Source organism: Rhodopila sp. (assembly GCF_965276935.1).
Classification (GTDB): Bacteria; Pseudomonadota; Alphaproteobacteria; order Acetobacterales; family Acetobacteraceae; genus Rhodopila.
Genome location: NZ_CBDIBS010000004.1, coordinates 1,538,920 through 1,556,748, shown reverse-complemented (window position 1 = coordinate 1,556,748; position 17,829 = coordinate 1,538,920). Strand labels below are relative to the sequence as shown.

At 62.4% G+C, this 17,829-nt stretch carries 17 protein-coding genes; 8 read left to right on the top strand and 9 right to left on the bottom strand.

Annotated features, from left to right (window positions below):
- Nucleotides 1–137: 137 nt before the first annotated feature.
- Nucleotides 138–476, top strand: a complete 339-nt coding sequence (locus ACQY4S_RS23480; protein WP_428487610.1) for a hypothetical protein — start codon at nucleotides 138–140, stop codon at nucleotides 474–476.
- Between the two features lie 142 nt (nucleotides 477–618).
- Nucleotides 619–1,368, top strand: a complete 750-nt coding sequence (locus ACQY4S_RS23475) for an outer membrane protein (RefSeq protein ID WP_428487609.1) — start codon at nucleotides 619–621, stop codon at nucleotides 1,366–1,368.
- A 299-nt stretch (nucleotides 1,369–1,667) separates the two neighbouring features.
- Here the strand turns inward: ACQY4S_RS23475 and tkt are convergent, their stop codons facing one another.
- Together tkt and ACQY4S_RS23465 are read right to left on the bottom strand one after the other, a co-directional pair.
- Nucleotides 1,668–3,713, bottom strand: coding sequence for a transketolase (gene tkt / locus ACQY4S_RS23470; RefSeq protein ID WP_428487608.1), 2,046 nt, complete (start codon nucleotides 3,711–3,713; stop codon nucleotides 1,668–1,670).
- A gap of 124 nt (nucleotides 3,714–3,837) precedes the next feature.
- The gene (locus ACQY4S_RS23465; protein ID WP_428487607.1) at nucleotides 3,838–4,029 is read right to left on the bottom strand and encodes a DUF3008 family protein; all 192 of its coding nucleotides are present in this window, start codon (nucleotides 4,027–4,029) and stop codon (nucleotides 3,838–3,840) included.
- A 186-nt stretch (nucleotides 4,030–4,215) separates the two neighbouring features.
- Between ACQY4S_RS23465 and ACQY4S_RS23460 the strand changes: the two genes are divergently transcribed.
- A complete protein-coding gene (locus tag ACQY4S_RS23460; protein ID WP_428487606.1) occupies nucleotides 4,216–5,577 on the top strand; it encodes a PleD family two-component system response regulator in 1,362 nt (453 codons plus the stop codon).
- A 4-nt stretch (nucleotides 5,578–5,581) separates the two neighbouring features.
- On the opposite strand, the gene rpmG is transcribed toward ACQY4S_RS23460, so the two are convergent.
- The 3 genes from rpmG to ACQY4S_RS23445 all read right to left on the bottom strand — a co-directional run bounded on the left by rpmG (nucleotide 5,582) and on the right by ACQY4S_RS23445 (nucleotide 8,191).
- Nucleotides 5,582–5,749, bottom strand: a complete 168-nt coding sequence (gene rpmG / locus ACQY4S_RS23455) for a 50S ribosomal protein L33 (protein ID WP_104519101.1) — start codon at nucleotides 5,747–5,749, stop codon at nucleotides 5,582–5,584.
- Nucleotides 5,750–5,900: 151 nt separating this feature from the next.
- Nucleotides 5,901–7,190: a phosphopyruvate hydratase gene (gene eno / locus ACQY4S_RS23450; RefSeq protein WP_428487605.1), complete on the bottom strand. Its 1,290-nt coding sequence runs from the start codon at nucleotides 7,188–7,190 to the stop codon at nucleotides 5,901–5,903.
- Complete coding sequence (locus tag ACQY4S_RS23445; protein ID WP_428487604.1) at nucleotides 7,187–8,191, bottom strand: phosphotransferase family protein; 1,005 nt, start codon at nucleotides 8,189–8,191, stop codon at nucleotides 7,187–7,189. The genes eno and ACQY4S_RS23445 overlap by 4 nt, the downstream gene beginning before the upstream one ends.
- A gap of 231 nt (nucleotides 8,192–8,422) precedes the next feature.
- Between ACQY4S_RS23445 and ACQY4S_RS23440 the strand changes: the two genes are divergently transcribed.
- The 3 genes from ACQY4S_RS23440 to ACQY4S_RS23430 all read left to right on the top strand — a co-directional run bounded on the left by ACQY4S_RS23440 (nucleotide 8,423) and on the right by ACQY4S_RS23430 (nucleotide 10,753).
- Complete coding sequence (locus ACQY4S_RS23440; protein WP_428487603.1) at nucleotides 8,423–9,247, top strand: energy transducer TonB; 825 nt, start codon at nucleotides 8,423–8,425, stop codon at nucleotides 9,245–9,247.
- A gap of 10 nt (nucleotides 9,248–9,257) precedes the next feature.
- On the top strand, nucleotides 9,258–9,854 hold the full coding sequence (locus ACQY4S_RS23435; protein WP_428487602.1) for a cob(I)yrinic acid a,c-diamide adenosyltransferase: 597 nt from the start codon (nucleotides 9,258–9,260) through the stop codon (nucleotides 9,852–9,854).
- A 536-nt stretch (nucleotides 9,855–10,390) separates the two neighbouring features.
- The gene (locus ACQY4S_RS23430; protein WP_428487601.1) at nucleotides 10,391–10,753 is read left to right on the top strand and encodes a response regulator; all 363 of its coding nucleotides are present in this window, start codon (nucleotides 10,391–10,393) and stop codon (nucleotides 10,751–10,753) included.
- Between the two features lie 17 nt (nucleotides 10,754–10,770).
- Here ACQY4S_RS23430 and ACQY4S_RS23425 read toward each other — a convergent pair whose 3' ends face one another.
- Complete coding sequence (locus tag ACQY4S_RS23425; RefSeq protein WP_428487600.1) at nucleotides 10,771–11,616, bottom strand: DUF1932 domain-containing protein; 846 nt, start codon at nucleotides 11,614–11,616, stop codon at nucleotides 10,771–10,773.
- A 135-nt stretch (nucleotides 11,617–11,751) separates the two neighbouring features.
- On the opposite strand from ACQY4S_RS23425, the gene ACQY4S_RS23420 reads away from it, so the two are divergent.
- Complete coding sequence (locus ACQY4S_RS23420) at nucleotides 11,752–13,134, top strand: cytochrome ubiquinol oxidase subunit I (RefSeq protein ID WP_428487599.1); 1,383 nt, start codon at nucleotides 11,752–11,754, stop codon at nucleotides 13,132–13,134.
- A gap of 5 nt (nucleotides 13,135–13,139) precedes the next feature.
- Entirely contained in the window at nucleotides 13,140–14,144 is a 1,005-nt protein-coding gene (cydB, locus tag ACQY4S_RS23415) for a cytochrome d ubiquinol oxidase subunit II (RefSeq protein ID WP_428487598.1), read from the top strand.
- Nucleotides 14,145–14,416: 272 nt separating this feature from the next.
- Here the strand turns inward: cydB and pal are convergent, their stop codons facing one another.
- The 3 genes from pal to hemW all read right to left on the bottom strand — a co-directional run bounded on the left by pal (nucleotide 14,417) and on the right by hemW (nucleotide 17,825).
- The gene (gene pal, locus ACQY4S_RS23410; RefSeq protein WP_428487597.1) at nucleotides 14,417–14,923 is read right to left on the bottom strand and encodes a peptidoglycan-associated lipoprotein Pal; all 507 of its coding nucleotides are present in this window, start codon (nucleotides 14,921–14,923) and stop codon (nucleotides 14,417–14,419) included.
- A 470-nt stretch (nucleotides 14,924–15,393) separates the two neighbouring features.
- A complete protein-coding gene (locus ACQY4S_RS23405; RefSeq protein ID WP_428487596.1) occupies nucleotides 15,394–16,293 on the bottom strand; it encodes an N-formylglutamate amidohydrolase in 900 nt (299 codons plus the stop codon).
- Between the two features lie 371 nt (nucleotides 16,294–16,664).
- Nucleotides 16,665–17,825, bottom strand: a complete 1,161-nt coding sequence (hemW, locus tag ACQY4S_RS23400) for a radical SAM family heme chaperone HemW (protein ID WP_428487595.1) — start codon at nucleotides 17,823–17,825, stop codon at nucleotides 16,665–16,667.
- Nucleotides 17,826–17,829 lie beyond the last annotated feature (4 nt).

Here is a 17,829-nt window from a genome sequence, read left to right as displayed (position 1 = left end):
TCGGCGGCAGGCATTGCAACGCTTGGCGTGTCGTTCATGCTGGCTGGTTGTCACATGCATCGGTATGAATATCAAAATTATTTCAATATGGCGGGACTCTCGCTTATAACCTGGTCTCCTGACCTGAGGCACGCACCATGTCACGCTCGGTTGATGAGGTGAAAAACTGGATGAACATGTTTCGCTGGATCGTGAAACTGATTCGCGATGAGTATGGCGTTGACGAGACGGCGCTGGTGCGTTCGGCTGTGCTCGAGAAAGATTGTGGTCTGGTGATTGATCAGGTGGAAGATCTTCTGGGCATCATCGGCGAAAGCTTCGAAGTTCGTTTTCCGCCCGGCACGCTGGATGAAGTGATGCAGCTTGACGAACTCTGCATGGTGGCGAGCTGGTTAAAAGGTCTATACAAGTGTCCCGAGTTCATCTCTTCAGCGTATCAGGAACGCTGTCGAGCGGCAAATGCGGGCTGTCTATAAGATTAGAGTTGTTTCCGATCACATTGCACTATTTGTAATGGCCGGACTAGCCATGTCGCACTGGTTGAAGAGCGGCATATCGATGTTGAAACCTTCATCGATGCTCGCTATACGATACTTGCAAGCATTGACTGGGGAACAGATGATCGCTCGGATGGCGTTGCTGGCCTGCGCGTTATTTTTGCCGGTTGTCGCGCAGGCGCAGCCGCTCAATGGCTTCTATGTTGGCGGCGAAACCGGCGTGAACTTCGCGGGTTCCCTGTCATCCTCCGACCAAACCACCAAAGTCTACACCGACCCCGGTCCGCTCGGCCTGGTCGATCTGGGGTGGGGATATGGCAATGGCCTTCGTACCGAAGTCGAGGGAAGCTATCGGTCCAATCATGTCGCGGGCATCTCGACACGCCGTGGCGATGGAAGCCTGGAGCCACTCGGCGGTGTCAGCGCCAGCGCGATGACCTACGCCGTCATGGCCAACATCCTGTATGACATTCCACTGCGATTTCCGGTGCAGCCTTATATCGGTGCCGGCCTGGGTTACGGATGGCTTGATTTCGGCAACGGCGGCGGCGCCGGCTTTGGTCGGCTTGGACTGGCGCAAGGCAACACCTATACGGGTCCGACCACTGTCAGCTTTGGATCCGCCGGAGCGTTCGCATACCAGGCCATCGTCGGCCTATCGACGCCACTGCGGCTACTTAGCGGACTTCAAATGACCCTGGAATACCGGTTCTTCGGCATGTCCCGCGCCGATATCCTGGTAAACCGGACTGCGACCAATACCACGAACCTGATCAATGGCGCTACTCCATCGCTGCAAACCCGCAACGGATTTTCGGTGGAGGACAATGCGATACTGATCGGACTGCGATACACGTTTGGCGGACTGTAGAGTCGATTAAGTATTAGCCGAGCTTTGCGCGTGATAGTGGCAGGGTTCGGCGTATTGAATGCACATGTTGGTTTACGGCGGCAACGCCGTTATAGAGCATTTTCACGGTGACTGGAACCGCTCGATCTACCACCCGCCGTCATGGCCGGCCTTGTGCCGGCCATCTGCCCCCCAACATTTGTGCGCGGATAGCCGGCACAAGGCCGGCCATGACGAATAGGAAAGGCCTATGCCCTTGTCCAGTCACCGCGAAAGCGCACTAGAAGCAACCCGCAACAGCCTGATGCCACCGGCCGGATTCACGAGAGCATCGCCAGCACGCTCCTACTTGCCCGTACCACCGCCTCCGTCGTGATATCGAACCTTTTATACACATCGCCGATTTTTCCGGATGCGCCAAATTCATGCATCCCGACGAAGGCGCCCTTGAAACCGATATAGCGATCCCATCCCAATTCGACCGCGGCCTCGACCGCGACCCTGGCACCCGTTTCGGCGCCGAGTACAGCCTGCTTGTAGGCGACGTCCTGCTGCTCGAACAGCAGGCGGCATGGCATGGACACCACGGCGGTGGGGACGCCGTCCTTCTGCATGATCTCCCGCGCCTGAACCGCGAGATGCAGTTCCGATCCTGTGCTGATCAAAGTCAGTGCCCGAGGTCCACCTTCCGCCTCCTGCAGCACATAAGCGCCGCGCATGGACTTGTTTTCGCTGCCGGCTTCGCGTCGCAGCAGCGGCATTGGCTGGCGGGACAGCGCGATTAGCGCGGCCTGGCGCGGCGCTTCCAGGATGCATTCCCAGCACTCCGCGGTTTCGACCGGATCGCCCGGACGATACACCGCAAGATGCGGGATGGCCCGCAGCGAGGCCAGTTGCTCGATCGGCTGATGCGTGGGCCCGTCCTCACCCAGGCCAATCGAGTCATGCGTCATGACAAAAATTGTGCGGACCTCCATCATCGATGCCAGCCGGATCGCCGGCCTGCAATAGTCGGAGAAGCACAGGAAAGTACCGCCATAGGGGATCAGGCCGCCGTGCAGCGCGATGCCGTTCATCGCCGCGGCCATGCCGTGTTCCCGCACGCCATAATGGACGTAGGAACCGTCATACTCGCCCGGCCGGATTTCGACCTGGTTCTTGGCGCGGGTGTTGTTGGAGGGCGTCAGGTCAGCCGAACCGCCCAGCAGTTCCGGGATGGCGGCGAACAGATGGTCCAGCACCGCGCCGCTGGCCGCCCGGGTGGCGATGTCTTTTCCGCTCTCGATGAACTGCGCGCGGGCGGCGGCGATCGCTTGCTTCCAGTCCGGTGGAAGCTCACCGCGATTGCGCCGCTCGAAGTCAGTGCGCGCCGTATCTGGCGCCTTCGCCACCCGATCCGCCCACCGGCCCCGCGCCGCTCGACCGTTCGCGCCGATTTCGCGCCATTGCCGCAGCAGCGGCTCGGGGATCACGAAGGGTGGCGAATCCCACCCCAGCAGCTTTCGCGCGCCGGCGATTTCGTCCACGCCCGGTGCGTCACTGTGCGCCTTCTGCGTGCCGGCCTTGGTCGGCAGGCCGAAGCCGATCACCGTCTTGCACGAAATCATCGACGGCTTGTCGGTGACCGCATGCGCTTCCTTGATCGCGGTGCGGATGGCATCGGTGTCGTGGCCGTCAATCTCGATCACGTGCCAGCTCGAGGCGTGGAACCGCTCGGTTTCGTTGTCGGAGACGGACAGGCCGGTGGAGCCGTCGATCGAGATCGCGTTGTTGTCGAAGAACAAGATCAGCTTGCCGAGCTTCAGGTGGCCGGCGAGCGAGATGGCTTCGTGGCTGATGCCCTCCATCAGGCAGCCGTCGCCACAGAAGACGTAGGTGAAGTGATTCACCAGGTCATCACCGAACTTGGCGTTCATGATCCGCTCCGCCAGCGCCAAGCCGACGGAATTCGCCAGACCCTGACCGAGCGGGCCGGTGGTGGTCTCGATGCCGTCGGCGTGACGGTACTCCGGGTGGCCGGGGGTCCTGTAGCCGACCTGGCGGAAGTGCTTGAGCTGGTCGATGGTCATGTCCTGATAGCCGGTCAGGTACAGCAAGCTGTATAGCAGCATCGAGCCATGGCCGTTGGAGATTAGGAAGCGGTCCCGATCCAGCCAATGCGGGTCGGCGGCATCAAACTGCATGAAATCCTTGAACAGGACCGTTGCGATGTCCGCCATGCCCATCGGCATGCCGGGATGCCCACTGTTGGCGGCTTGCACGGCGTCCATTGCCAGGGCGCGGATACAGTCCGCGAGGTCGCGGAGGTTCTGGTCGCGTGGCGCGGGCAGAGGCTTCGGCGCGGATGCGGTTGTTGGCTCGGGCATGGCTGGCGGTGCTCGCTGACAAGTTGGGGCGGATACTGGGGATGATCGAATAGCGCGTCAGGCGTGAACCGTCCAACCGCCCGCCGCGGACACGGCGCCAGAAAGGCTGGATAAAGCTTCCGGGTCAGCCGGATTTGGTCGCGTGGTCTGGCTTTCCCTTCCGCTTGGTGGACGCGAGATCATCCAGCTGTTTTTCATTCATGGACTTGTACATCGATTGAGAGGCGCCCTGAAGATCGCTGACTTTTTGCCCGCCCCGTTTGGCGGACAGGGCAGCGCCGGCGGCTTTCTGTTGGGCTTTCGATTTGGCGGGCATCGACTGATCTCCTGTTGCACGACTGGCATACAAACCTTCGGCTGCACTGATCTGTTTTCCCGACAGGTGTGCACGAATGTTTGAAGGCGTGTCGCGGTTTCCTCTGGTAGCGACAGATTTCCATTATAAACTATTCGAACCGATGCTAGGGTGCCGATAGCAGCCTTGGAGGTAGGTCAGCACCTGATGACCGCCCGAATTTTGATTGTTGATGACGTGCCGGCGAATACCCGCCTGCTGGAAGCGAAACTTCGGGCCGAGTACTACCAGGTCGCTTCGGCCCGGGACGGGTTTGAAGCCTTGACGGCGGCTCGAGCCGAACAGCCGGATCTGATCCTGCTGGACGTCATGATGCCGGACATGGACGGCTACGAATGTTGTCGTCTACTCAAGACCGACCTGAAGACCCTGCATATTCCAATCATGATGGTCACCGCGTTGGGCGCGCCTGATGAGCGCTTGCGTGGCTTGGAAGCGGGTGCCGACGATTTTCTGACAAAGCCGGTCGAGTACGACACACTGATGGCGCGCGTGCGCAGTCTGGTTCGGTTGAAGCGCTTGCTGGATGAGTGGCGTGTGCGGGGCGAGACCGCCCGGGCATTGGGCCTGAGCACCGAACGAACCGCCATACCGCCGGTGTCTGGAGCGCGGGCCCTGGTGGTGGACGACTGGTCTCAAAGTGGCAAAAGCATCCAGAATTCGCTGGAGGAAGAAGGCATCATCTCCGGCCATGCACGCAGCGAACGCGATGCGGTGGCGATGACCGCATCGGTCAACTTCGATCTGATCATCGTCAACCTGTCTCTGGTCGAGGATGATCCGCTGCATCTGATTTCCGTGTTGCGCGCATCGGATGCGACGCACGAGACACCGCTTCTGCTGATTGCGGAACCAGACCAGAAAAACCTGGTGCTTCGAGGCTTCGAACTGGGGGCAAGCGATTGGCTGGTCCAGCCGATCGATAGCCATGAATTGCGGGCACGAGCACGCAATCAGGTGCGCCGGAAATTTTATCAGGAGCGGCTGCGCTCGGACCTGGGGACAGCGCTGGAAATGGCGCTGACCGATCCGCTTACCGGGCTATACAACCAGCGTTATCTGCGTCGGCACCTCAGCAGCCTGATGGACGGCGGTCAGGGCCGCCAGTTGGCCATCCTGATGCTGGATGTCGATCACTTCAAGATGCTGAACGACCGGTATGGGCATGCATGCGGCGATTGTGCCCTGCGGCTGATCGCCGACACGCTGAGAATGAACATCCGCCTGTTCGATTCACTGGCGCGCTACGGCGGCGAGGAATTTGTCGTCGTGATGCCTGGGGCAGGCGTCATGGAGGCGGCGGCGGCTGCCGAACGCCTGCGCTCAGCCATCGAACTGCTGAAATTCAAAACAGCCACCACTGTCTGGGTGACCATCACCATCAGTGTTGGCGTCGCTTGCACGTCGGAGCACGCCGTCAATTCCGAGACGCTGCTGCAAGCCGCCGATGCGGCGCTTGATGACGCCAAGCGCAAGGGGCGGAACCGGGTTGAAGTGGCGCGAACCTGATCGGCTATTTGATTTTCGCTTCCTTGAACGGAACGTGCTTACGGACAACCGGATCATACTTGTTGAGCTCGAGCTTGGTGGTCTGCGCCCGCGCGTTCTTCTTGGTCACATAGAAAAACCCGGTGTCCGCGGTGGACACCAGCTTGATCTGAACGGTGTTCGACTTCGCCATGAGCGTAATCCTTCAGCATGGTCCGCCGGCTGCCGGCAGACCGAATTGGAGATGGAAAATGGTCAACAACGGCTCTGCGGTCAAGCTTTCGGTGGGTAGGCGACCGCCTGGCGCTTTAGCCCATCGAGATGGCGGCTTGCCCTTGCGTCCATCATCCGGCGCATCGTCCGAGAACGGCGCCGCCGGCGAAGCGGGCCTTGCCACCCAGGGCTTCCTCGATGCGCAGAACCTCGTTCCACTTCGCCATGCGCTCGCCGCGGCTGAAGCTGCCGACCTTGAGCTGTCCGGCCCCCCAGCCGACGGCAAGATGCGCGATCGTGATATCCTCAGTCTCGCCTGATCGAGCCGAGACGATCGGGGCGTAGCCGATGTCGCGTGCCACCCGGCTGGCGTCCAGGGTTTCCGTCAACGTGCCGCGCTGGTTGGGTTTCAGCAGCACGCTGTTGCCCGCGCCAAGGGTTGCGGCATCGCGCAGCCGGTCCGCATCGGTCACGAACAGATCATCGCCGACGATCTGCACCTTGTGGCCGACCGCACGGGTCAAGGCGACGAGGCCATCGAGGTCATCGTCGGCCAGCGGGTCCTCGATCGACAGGATCGGATAGCGGCCGATCCAACCGGTCAGCAGCTCGACCATGCCGGCACTATCGAGTTCCACCTGGTCCAGCGCGATCTTGTAAAGCCCGTCCCGGCCGAACTGCGATGCCGCGATGTCGAGCGCGATGCCGATCTGCTCGCCTGGACGAAAGCCGGCGCGCTCAATCGCACGCACCAGCATATCGAGGGCTTGCTCGTTCGTCGCGAAGACCGGCCACCATCCCCCTTCGTCGGCCACGCCAGCGAGGTTCCCGGCCTCCGCCATCAAGCTGCCGGCCGCGCGATAGACCTCGGCGGTCCAGTCGAGCGCCTGGGCGAAGGAACTGGCGGCCGGGCACATCACCATGAAGTCCTGGATGTCGACGCGCCGGCCGGCATGCGCGCCGCCGCCGAAGATCTGGATCTGCGGCAGCGGGATCAGGGCCGCATCGGGGCCACCCAGATAGTGGTACAGCGGCTGACCCGCCGCCGCGGCGGCGGCATGCGCCGCGGCCATGGAGACCGAGAGCAACGCATTGGCGCCCAGGCGGGTCTTGTTCCGGGTGCCGTCAAGCTCCATCAGGCGCTCGTCCAATGCCTCCTGATCGGCGGCGTTCAGGCCGATCACCGCATTGGCGATCACGCCGTTGACGTGCGCCAGCGCCCTGGTGACATCATAGCCGCCGAACGCCGAACCGCCATCGCGCAGGTCCAGCGCCTCATGCGTTCCGGTCGAGGCGCCGGCGGGTGCGATTGCCCGCCCCACCGCGCCGCCTTCCAGCAGGACGTCCGCCTCGATGGTGGGCCGCCCGCGGCTGTCCCAGATGCGGCGGGCGTGAATGAAGGCAATGCTGGTGTCGGTCATCGGTCTGTTTCTCGCTCCCAGGCGCGGGCAATGTCGGTTAGACGGTCAGGCGGCTGTTGCAGCAGGCGTCGAGCGAAGCGGCGGACCGCGTCCTTGGCTTGCCGCGTGGTGATGTACTCGACCGGCGACTTGCCATCCACCCTTGCCAGCAAAAGCGCCGGCAGCAGGTGCGCGGCCCTGGCTTGCAATGCCGCCGCCGGCTCCCAGTCGACCGCCGCGAGATAGGCCGATGCCATGGCCGCGAAACAGCCGAGGAATCCCGCCGTGGCGGCGGGAACCCAGATGCACTTGAGCAGCAGGTGGTTCAGGCAGAAGGCCAGATCAAAGGCTGGGTCGCCCCACCAGGCGCATTCGGCATCGAGAAACACCGGCCCGTCCGGACCCGAAAGGATATTTTTCGGACTGATGTCACCGTGCACCAGCGCGATCCTGGTGGCGGCCGTCGCGGCAGCCAGCCGGTCCAGCCGGTCCGCCAGATCGGGATGCGCGCGGCCTGTTGCGATCAGGTAAGGCTCCAGCCTGATGGCACGAAATATCGCTTCGGTCGCGAAGGCCTTGGCCAAGGTGGGATCGCGGGCGGTGGCGCCATGGATACGCACCATCGTCGCCGCGACCGACGCGGCGAAGTCGGTGTCCGCCATCCCCGCCTGAAGCATGGTCTTCCAAAGGCGGTAGCGGTCCGGCGGCAAGTATGACATTGCCAGCAGGCCGGCTTCCTCGTCCTGGCCGAGCAGGGTGGGAACGGCATGCGGTGCGGCCTGGCGGGCAACGCGCATCCAGCGCGCCTCATAGATGTTGCGCTCGACCGGCGCGCGCCAATCGGCCTCCACCCGGAGCCTGTCCAACGCGCGCTTGATGCAGATTGGGCCGGTGGGGAGATCGATGCGCCATATGTCGGACGAAACCCCGCCGGTCAGGCGCTCGCCAGTGGGCTGAGCGTCATCCAGCAGCCGCATGCGCCGCAGGGCCCGCAAGATTTCGTCTGGTGGCCTGGTGACCATGCGGACATGATAGCCTGCGTGTTCGCGCGATGTCGAAAGCAAGATCAGACCGGACGCCGTTGGCTTCTGGCATGAAACCCCGTTTTCCATTATCCTGAGCCTCGATGGACTGGCTTCGCGCACCACCAGCCCGATCGCGCTGGTGGTATCACGCGCGATTGCAATGACGGATGGAACTTTGAGGCGTCCCGGGTTTTTGACATGGCGTTTATCGGGGCGTTCATCGGGGCCATGACAGGACGGCGGCGAAGCTTCGTATCGATGGCGGAGCGCCGGTCATGGTGGATCGCCGGCCTGTTGTCCATTGGCGCGCATCTGCTGTTCGCGGGTTTTCTTTTGTTCATGGTGCGATCGCGGCCAGCCAGCCCAGCGGCGAACCCGGTCGGCACCGTTGAACTGCTGATGGTTGAAAAGAAGGGCAGCGGCAAGCCTTCTGCGGGCGGCCGACCACAGACCCAGACGCCGCCATCCCCGCGGCCGCCATTGCCGCAGCCAAAACCGGCGGTGGCCGAAAAGACAGCGGCCGCCGCCCCGGCGCCTCCTTTGCCATCGCCCCCTCTGCCGCCGCCCCTTCTGCCGCCGCCCCCGCCGCCTGAACTGTCTGGAGAGCCGATGCCACCGGCCGCGGCGGCGGCACCAACGGCGGCGGCGGCAGCAAAACCCAATGCCGAGGCGACCGCGCAACCAAAGGCTGCCGCGCCACAAAAACCGGAGGCGCTGGTGTTCAACCTGGATGGCACGGACAGCGAAAGTAATGCCATTGTCCTGGGCGGACATGTCATTCCGGCTTCTCCGGATGACAGGTTCCGCAACCGGCCGCCGATCTATCCCTATGATGCGGCCATACGGGGCGACCACGGGGCGGTGGTCTTGATCATTCATGTCAACGAAGAGGGCGCTGCGACCGGGGCTGATATCGCGAAGACGTCGGGGGTTGCATCACTGGACCAGGCCGCCTTGGATGCGGTGCTCAAGTGGCGATTCCGGCCGGCGCTGAAGGATGGACGGGCGGTTCCCTTCGACATGCCGATGCGGTTCATTTTTGACTCGGGATAAGGACATCCAGATGGTACGGATCGATCGGGTGGTGACACGGGGCGGTGACGGCGGTGAGACCTCCCTGGGTAATGGTCAGCGGGTGCCGAAGGACAGCCTGAGGGTCGAGGCAATGGGCGTGGTGGACGAGGCCAATGCCGTGCTTGGCCTGCTGCGCACCCGGACCCGTGATCAGCCGGCGGCGGATGCCATGCTGGCGCGCATCCAGAACGACCTGTTCGACCTTGGCGCGGACCTATGTGTCCCAAGGGGGGGCGTCCCAGGGGAGGGCGTCCCAGGGGAGGGCGTCCCAGGGGGGGGCGGCGATCGGCTCCGCCTGAACGCCACGCCGATCACGCGGCTGGAAGCTGAAATCGAGGCGATGAACGCGGATGTGCGGCCATTGACCAGCTTTGTGCTGCCTGGCGGCTCGGATGGCGCCGCTTTCGCCCATCTGGCGCGGGTGACGGTGCGCCACGCGGAGCGTGCGGTCGTGCGCGTGGACGATCTCAATCCCTTCGTCCGGCAGTATCTGAATCGGCTGTCTGACCATCTGTTCGTGCTGGCGCGCGTGCTGAACGACAACGGCGCTTCCGACGTGCTCTGGGTGCCGGGGGCGAACCGATAGATCTGGCCGACCCCGAGCGCGGGTGGCCGCCGGCCGTTCAAAGTTTTGGACGCAACGGAGCTGTTTCTTGAATGTTGCCGTGGTGGGCCATTTCAGTCTTATACTTTAGCGAATCAAGATTAAGACAAGATGCCAACAAATGCCGCTTTGCCATGCCTCGGCAAAGCCTGGCAGCATTTAATGCCGGATTAACATTTCGTTAATGATCAGCATCTTTAAACCAGTCAGTGTCAAGGACGAACAGAAGCGGCCGGTCAACAGCAGCCTCCCATCAAGAAAACCGAGGCTCGTTCACGACAATGATGGAAAGGCCGTACCCGAAGTAGGGACTTGACAACAGTCCGATACCAGCCTGCGTTGGGTGAAGCCGAGAGGTCGCCGACGCCCTATCGCGGTGGTCGATCGCCCGGCGATGATGGCTACCACAGGGTCCTGGCCTGTCATACTTGATGCCAACTGGTATAATGCATCAACGGCCGATCCCCGAGCCGGCGAACATAATGTATTTGGAACCCAAGATGCGTGGCAAACTTCTGGTGATCGATGATCAGGCTAGCATTACCAAAGTCGTTGGACTCGTGGCGTCCACAATCGGCTTGGAAGTCGAGACCGTGAATGATCCGCTTCAGGCGCTGGACGCGTTTATCAAATTTCGACCCGACATTGTTATTCTTGATATGATCATGCCCGAGAAAGATGGCGTGGACGTGCTGAACGAGGTCCTGCTAACGGGCATTCATACGCAGATCATCCTGACCTCCGGTTTCAGCGAAGCCTATCTGCGGCTGGCCGAAGGCGTGGCTCGCTTTCACGACAACGATGCGATCCACGTCCTGAAGAAGCCATTCCGGCGGGACGAGCTGGTCAGCAAGCTGGAAGAACTGCTGCCGCCGGAATAGGATCGGCCTTGCTTCCGCTACGGGTTTTTCTCGCAGAACGCGTCCAGCGCGGCGCATTCGGCACGTGGCCCGTCGAAGTCGTCGGCAATACGGGCGTATAGCCGAGCGGCGGCACGGTAGAAGTCAGCACCGTCGGGGTCCTGGTGAAGAAATGCCGCGATCTCTTCCATCTCCGCCACCCAACGGTAGGCCTTGGAATGCATCTTCGGCATCTGCGTCGTCAGCCAGTCCAGCAGCGCCGGCTGACTGACCTGCATCTCGGCGATCAGCGCGTCCGCCGTTCCCGCGCGCGTGGCGGCCAACATCATGGCCGCACCCAGTGCGGTAAAGCCCTTCGTGATGCCGGCATAGGACATCTTCATGGCGGAGGCCGCGCCCACCGGCCCCGGTTGCACCGGCGTCGACAGGCCGTGCCGCTGTAGCACCGTGACCAACTGGGCATCGGGTCCCGAGAGATAAAGCCGGGTCTTCCGCGCGTCTAGCTCGGGCGGCGGGCCGATGATGCCACCATCCACGAAGCGAGCGCCGGCTTCACGCACCACGCTATCGATGCGCAGCACGGTGTCCGGACAGACAGCGTTGCAGTCGACATAGATCGGCTTGCGGCTCGCCGCGCGCATGGCCGGAGCCAGCCGCTCCGCCAGCGCCAGCGCCTCGCCGGGCGGCACGATCGACAGGATGATGTCGGCTTCCGCGATCTGTGCATCGCCCGCGTCGAGCATCCCAGCGGCCGCGGCCCGCGCGTGGCTCGCCGGCGATCGGCCGGCCAGGGATGTGCGAATTGTCACGCCGGTTTCCGACAAGCGTTTACCGACGGCGCTTCCCATCATGCCTGGCGCGATGACCGCCACTGTCAGTGCCATGTCTTCCTCCTTATCGGATGATCGGCTATCACCCTGCGCATGCAGCGATCGGCGGGAGCAACCTGCTCCAGGCCGCCTTCCCCCGTCGCCTACGCCACTATAGCCAGCGCACGCCAAAGGGCCAAAGGAAGGGGCATGAGCTTGGACCCGCTTATCTTGTCGCGATTGCAATTTGTCTGGGTGGTCGCCTGGCACATCATCCTGCCGGCGCTGACCGTCGGCCTCGCCTCCTTCATCGCCTTCATGGAAGGTCTCAGCTTCTTTACCGGCCGCGGGATTTATCTGCGGATCTCCACCTTCTGGATCCGGGTGTTCTCGGTGACCTTCGGCATGGGGGTGGTGTCCGGTATCGTGATGCCGTTCCAGATCGGCATGAACTGGAGCCGCTACGCGGACGCGACCGCGAATATCATCTCGCCGATGCTGGCTTATGAAGGCTTGACCGCGTTTTTTCTGGAAGCGGCGTTTCTAGGCGTGCTGCTGTTCGGCCGCAAGCTGGTGCCACCCTGGGCGCACTTCATCGCGGCCATGATGGTCGCCCTTGGCACCTTGCTCTCGACATTCTGGATTCTGTCGGTGAACAGCTGGATGCAGACGCCAGCAGGCTACAAGATCGTTGACGGCCGCTTCATGCCGCGGGACTGGTGGGCGATCGTCTTCAATCCCTCCTTCCCCACGCGGCTTGGCCATACCGTCGTCGGCTTCTACATCACCACCGGTTTCGTCGTGCTAAGCGTCGCCGGCTTCTACCTGCGCAGAAACCGCTTCATTCCCGAAGCCAGGCTCATGCTGTCCATCACCCTGTGGCTGCTGCTGGCCCTGGTGCCGATCCAGATCGTGCTGGGCGACGCATCCGGCCTGGTGGCATTGCACTATCAGCCGACGAAACTGGCCGGGATCGAAGCCCGTTGGGACACCGGCTCGCGCATTCCGCTGACCTTGTTCGCGATTCCGGACGAGAAGCACGCGACGAACCACGACGCTATTGAAGTGCCGGTTCTGGGTAGCCTGATCCTGACCCACAACGCCAACGGCACGGTCCGCGGCCTGAAGGATTTTCCACGCAAGGACTGGCCGATGGTCATTCTGCCGTTCTTCGCCTTCCGCATCATGGTGGGGGTCGGCCTGCTGATGCTAGGCATCGTGGTGGCGGGAAATGTCTTGCGCCGGCATGGCAGCGTCTTCATCAACCCATTGTTCCTGCTGGTCTGCCAATGGGGCGCCCCGCTTGGCTTTATCGCCGTATTGGCAGGCTGGACAACCACGGAAACCGGTCGTCAGCCCTGGACGGTGTATGGTCTGCTGCGCACCGCCGATTCCGTGTCGCCCTCGCTGACCGGCTGGAACGTGGCGGTTTCACTTGCCGGCTACTTCCTAGTCTATACGGTCATCTATCCCGGCGGCTGGCTGGTCGTTTCGCGCATCATCAGAAGCGGGCCGAGCGTCGACGAGACGCCGCGGGAGGCTGTTCAGAGTGGCCGGCCGTCGTCGCCGGTTCGCCCAGTGCCGGCGGAATAGACATCATGGTCGACTTCGTTCCCATCTGGACCTTCATCCTTGGCCTGGGCATCTTCCTTTATGTTCTGCTGGATGGCTTCGACCTGGGCGTCGGCATCCTGTATGGCTTCGCGCGGGAGTCCGTCGACCGCAACCTTCTGATGGGGTCGATCGCGCCGATCTGGGATGGCAACGAAACCTGGCTGATCCTGGGTTCCGTCGGACTATTCGCGGCTTTCCCGCTGGCTTTCGCGATCATCATCCCAGCGCTGTATTTCCCCATCCTGATCATGCTGCTGGCGCTGATCTTCCGCGGCGTGGCGTTCGAGTTCCGGTTCCGCGACCGGCCTAACCGTGGCTTCTGGGATTATGGCTTCGCCTATGGCTCCTTGATTGCCAGCTTCGCACAGGGCGTGGCGCTGGGCGCTTTCATCCAAGGTTTTCAGGTAACCGGCCGCGTCTTCAGCGGCGGCAGCCTGGACTGCTTCACGCCCTTCTCCTTGTTGACCGGCGTAAGCCTGGTGTTCGGCTACGCCTTGCTGGGTGCCGGCTGGCTGATCCTGAAGACCGAGGGCGCGCTACAGGTGAAAGCCCGCCATTGGGCACGCGTGGCACTGACCGGTGTCGCCGCCGCTGTGCTGGTGGTCAGCATCTGGACGCCGTTGATGAACAGCGGCATCAGCAACCGATGGTTCGGATGGCCCAATATCGCGATCCTGGCACCGATCCCGATCATCACATGTCTTGTTGGCGTGGCGACGTGGCGGTCAATCTCGACCAATCATGCCAGCCATGGGCCATTTTTGGGCGCCGTCGCACTGTTCGCCATGTCGTATCTTGGTATCGCCATCAGTCTATGGCCGATGATCGTTCCGCATCGTTTCACCCTTTGGGAGGCGGCTTCGGACCCGTCTACCCAGGCGTTCCTGCTCGTTGGCACACTGATCCTGCTACCGATCATTCTGATCTACACGAGTTGGTCGTACTGGGTGTTTCGCGGCAAGGTCCGGGCCGATATCGGGTATCACTAGAGCGGTTCCACCAAGCGTGGAACCGCTCTAGCTGTATTTCACGAGCAATTTCATCAGCCTGAGATCGCTTCGCTATTCCAGTCAGGCTGATATTGCTCTAGGCGGCGGCGGGCCGGATCAGCGGGCAGGCCGAATCCGGTCGTGGCATAAAGCGCGATTGGTTTAGGTTGACCCACGAATCGCGCTTTAACTCATTGTTTGATCGCGTGATTCACGTCTTCTGACTGGGGCAGCCTCAGACGATCACGCTCAAGAGGAACGCCCGGTTGCGGCTACTTGACCGAGGTGATCGCATTGCGGTTCTGCGCCCACGCCTCGGGTGTCGAGGCTGGATCAATTGGCCGTGACTTGCCATAGCTGATCGTCTCGATCCGCCCTTGGTTGATGCCGTGCGCGACCAGGTAGTCGCGATCCGCGCTAGCCCGGCGCTGGCCTAGCGCCAGGTTGTATTCCTCGGTGCCTCGTTCATCGCAGTTGCCGGCGACCCAGACGTTCACCTGGGCGTATTGCTGCAGCCAGGAAGCCTGGCGGTCGAGCGTCGCCTGTGCCTGCGCGCTGACGGTGCTGCGGTCGGTGTCGAAGAAAATTCGATCGCCCGCGGATTGGACCAGATCTTCCTCGCTGCCGGGTGTGCCGTGACCCGCGCCGCCCGCGCCATAGCCACTGGCGTTGGTGGTGGTGGTGCCGCCAGCACCGTTGGCGCTGCCCGAGGTGTTATCCGACGAACAGGCGCCGAGGAAAGCAGCGCCAGCGAGACACATGAGAGTCCAAGGCTTCATCAAGCGGCTCCTGATCACGAATGCGGGTGCTGTGACGGACCCGGCTTATAGGCAGAGCGTATTCACGTCTGTCTGGCCGAACCGCTCAAGGCGGACGAATCGGACTAGGGCCAGGCGGAGACTGTAGCCTTGCTACCGCGCTTCCCTCGGAAGATGCAACGCTCGGGTTGAAGCCTGAAGGCATCGCGCATCGACATAGCGACAAGAGCGATGCTGCACTGCAAAAAAAGACTTGCGTTTGGTCTGGGCCGCGCCTAACTTGTGCATCGCAGCAATGCGGTCCCTGACCGCGCTGTCTGCTTTCTTGGACGTTTCCTCCCTAAACTTGGCGGAGCCAAAAGCTCCGCCACTTTTTTTGGCCTCAGCCAAGCGGACGGGGGAAGCCATGCCTTGCGAGGGTGTCATTCGATCAGCAGGCGGCTTTGGCCCTGGGATAATGCGATTGCCAGCGCAGATCTGGCCTGACCAACTCAGCCAATCAGGTCATAGACCTCGTGCGTCAAAGCCTCGATCAGTTCGGTGATCTGCCGCTGAATGACAGGGAACCCCGGTTGCCGCTCGATGCGGGCTTCATCCATATAAAGCCCGCGTGCGATCTCGATCTGCAGCACATGAATATCATCGGCGGGCCGGCCGTAATGCGCGGTGATGAAACCACCGGCATAGGGGTCATTTCGGCGTACCAGAAACCCCTGACCGGATAGAAAGGTGTCGACGAACTGCGTCGCGCGGGAAGCGCAGGATACGCCGTGCAGGTCGCCCAGCACGAAATCCACCAGCCGGCCGCCTGACCGCCGGAGTTGGCTGTTGGACGGCATCGAATGGCAGTCGATCAGCCAGCAGTATCCAAAGCGCGCTTTCGTTGCATGAACCAAATGAGTCAGCGTGTCATGGAACGGCCGCCAATAGGTTTGAATCCGCCGCTCGGCTTCCGCGAAGGTCAGTTTGGCACGGTAGATCGGCTCCCCCGAGGCGACGACCCTGGCGATAGTACCCAGGCCGGCCACCACCCGCGTACTGGTTGTGTTCACCCATGTCGGCAGCGGATCAGTAAACATCGCCGGGTCAAGCTCCCATGGCTCCCGGTTCGCGTCGCAAAAGGCGCGCGGAAAGTTTGCCGCCAGCAGCGGCGCGCCGTGTTCGGGCGCGGCACTGAACAAATCATCGACAAAACTGTCCTCACTGCGACGCAGATCGAGCGGACACAGGCGGACACTTGAAAGAAACTCCGCCTGGTAGACCCGACCTGAATGAGACGAGGTGAACAGAACCGGCGAGAAATGTCGCTTCGGCATCAGCAAGCGAAACGGCGCGGTCTCGTCCGCGTCGAGTTGGGATGTCAGATTGGATGAGGGTATGGGACCGTCCATCAATGTATCAAAGGCGCGAATGGTTGAAATGTCACCAGAGAAGATAAGCTTTGGTCACGCACCTGAAACGCTAGCGGCGAATAAACCTGTGATCAAGGCGGAGCATGGCGATCGCGGCGGGCGCGAGCAGCTCCCGACCGTCCAAATACTGTTATCCTGTCCCGCTCAGTCAGCGCCAGATCCTCTGCTAGGGACTTAAAGCGCGATTGATTTAGGTTGACCCACGAATCGCGATTTAACGCGTTGTTCGATCGCGTGATTCACGCCTTCTGACTGGGTCAGCCCCAGGCGAGCACGCTCTCTGAAGTTCTCCGCCGCCTGAAACCGTCTCCGCCAAATGCATCAGATGCCGAACGCAGCGGGCAGCCGGATTACAGGACCAGTGCGGACAGCAGCGCATCCAGCCGCAGCCGTCCTTCCGGTGTCGCGATCAGCCGGTCGGCGGTCTGCCGGATGTAGCCTTCCTCGATGACCGCGGCGAGCATGACCTGGTTGACGGATGCTTGCACGCTCTGCCCGGTGCGTGCGTGGAAGCGTGCCAGATCGATGCCTTCCGTCAGGCGCAGTCCCATCAGCAGGGCCTCACGCGCCCGTTCCGCCGTCGGCACCGGGTCATCGGTCGTCAGTCCGTGGCCAAGCCGCTCGACACGCTCCGCCCAGGCTTCCGGCGCGCGATGCCGGCGGGTGGCGTGCAGCGTCCCATTCAGCATGATCCGTCCATGCGCGCCGGGACCAATGCCGGCGTAATCCTGATACCGCCAGTAGGTCAGGTTATGGCGGCTTTCGCCCCCGGATACGGCGTAGTTCGAGATTTCATAGGCAAGCAGGCCGGCCTCGGCACACGCCGCCTCGGTGGTGCGGTAAAGCTCCGCGGCGAGGTCCTCGTCCGGCAGGATCACACGGCCCTGCCGATGCAGTGCCTCGAACCGGGTGCCTGGCTCGATCGTGAGCTGATACAGCGACAGATGATCGGCGGCGATCGCCAGGGCGGCTTGCAGCTCTGCCCGCCACGCGTCGCGTGACTGACCTGGACGCGCGTAGATCAGGTCGAAGGAGACACGCGGGAACAGCGCGCGCGCCAGGGTCAGGGCGGCGATGGCCTCGGTGACCGAATGTTCGCGGCCCAGCATCCGCAGCGCATCCGCATCCAGGCTCTGGATGCCGACCGAGATCCGGTTGACGCCGGCGGCGCGGAAACCGGCCAGACGGCTGGCCTCGACGCTGGTCGGGTTCGCCTCCAAGGTGATTTCAAGATTGTCTTCCGGATCGAACAGGCGGGCCGCGTCATCCAGCAGCGCGGCGACCGTCGCGGGCCGCATCAGGCTTGGCGTGCCGCCGCCGAAAAACACCGAGGTCAGGCGCCGGCGCCCGAGACGATCCGCCTCTGTCGCCAGCTCCCGCCGCAGCGCGGCGGCGAAGCGGTCTTGATCGATCCGATCGCGGACATGCGAATTGAAGTCGCAGTACGGGCACTTCGCCAGACAGAACGGCCAGTGAATGTAGAGGGCGAGCGGGTTCGCCGACGCAGGCAAGGTT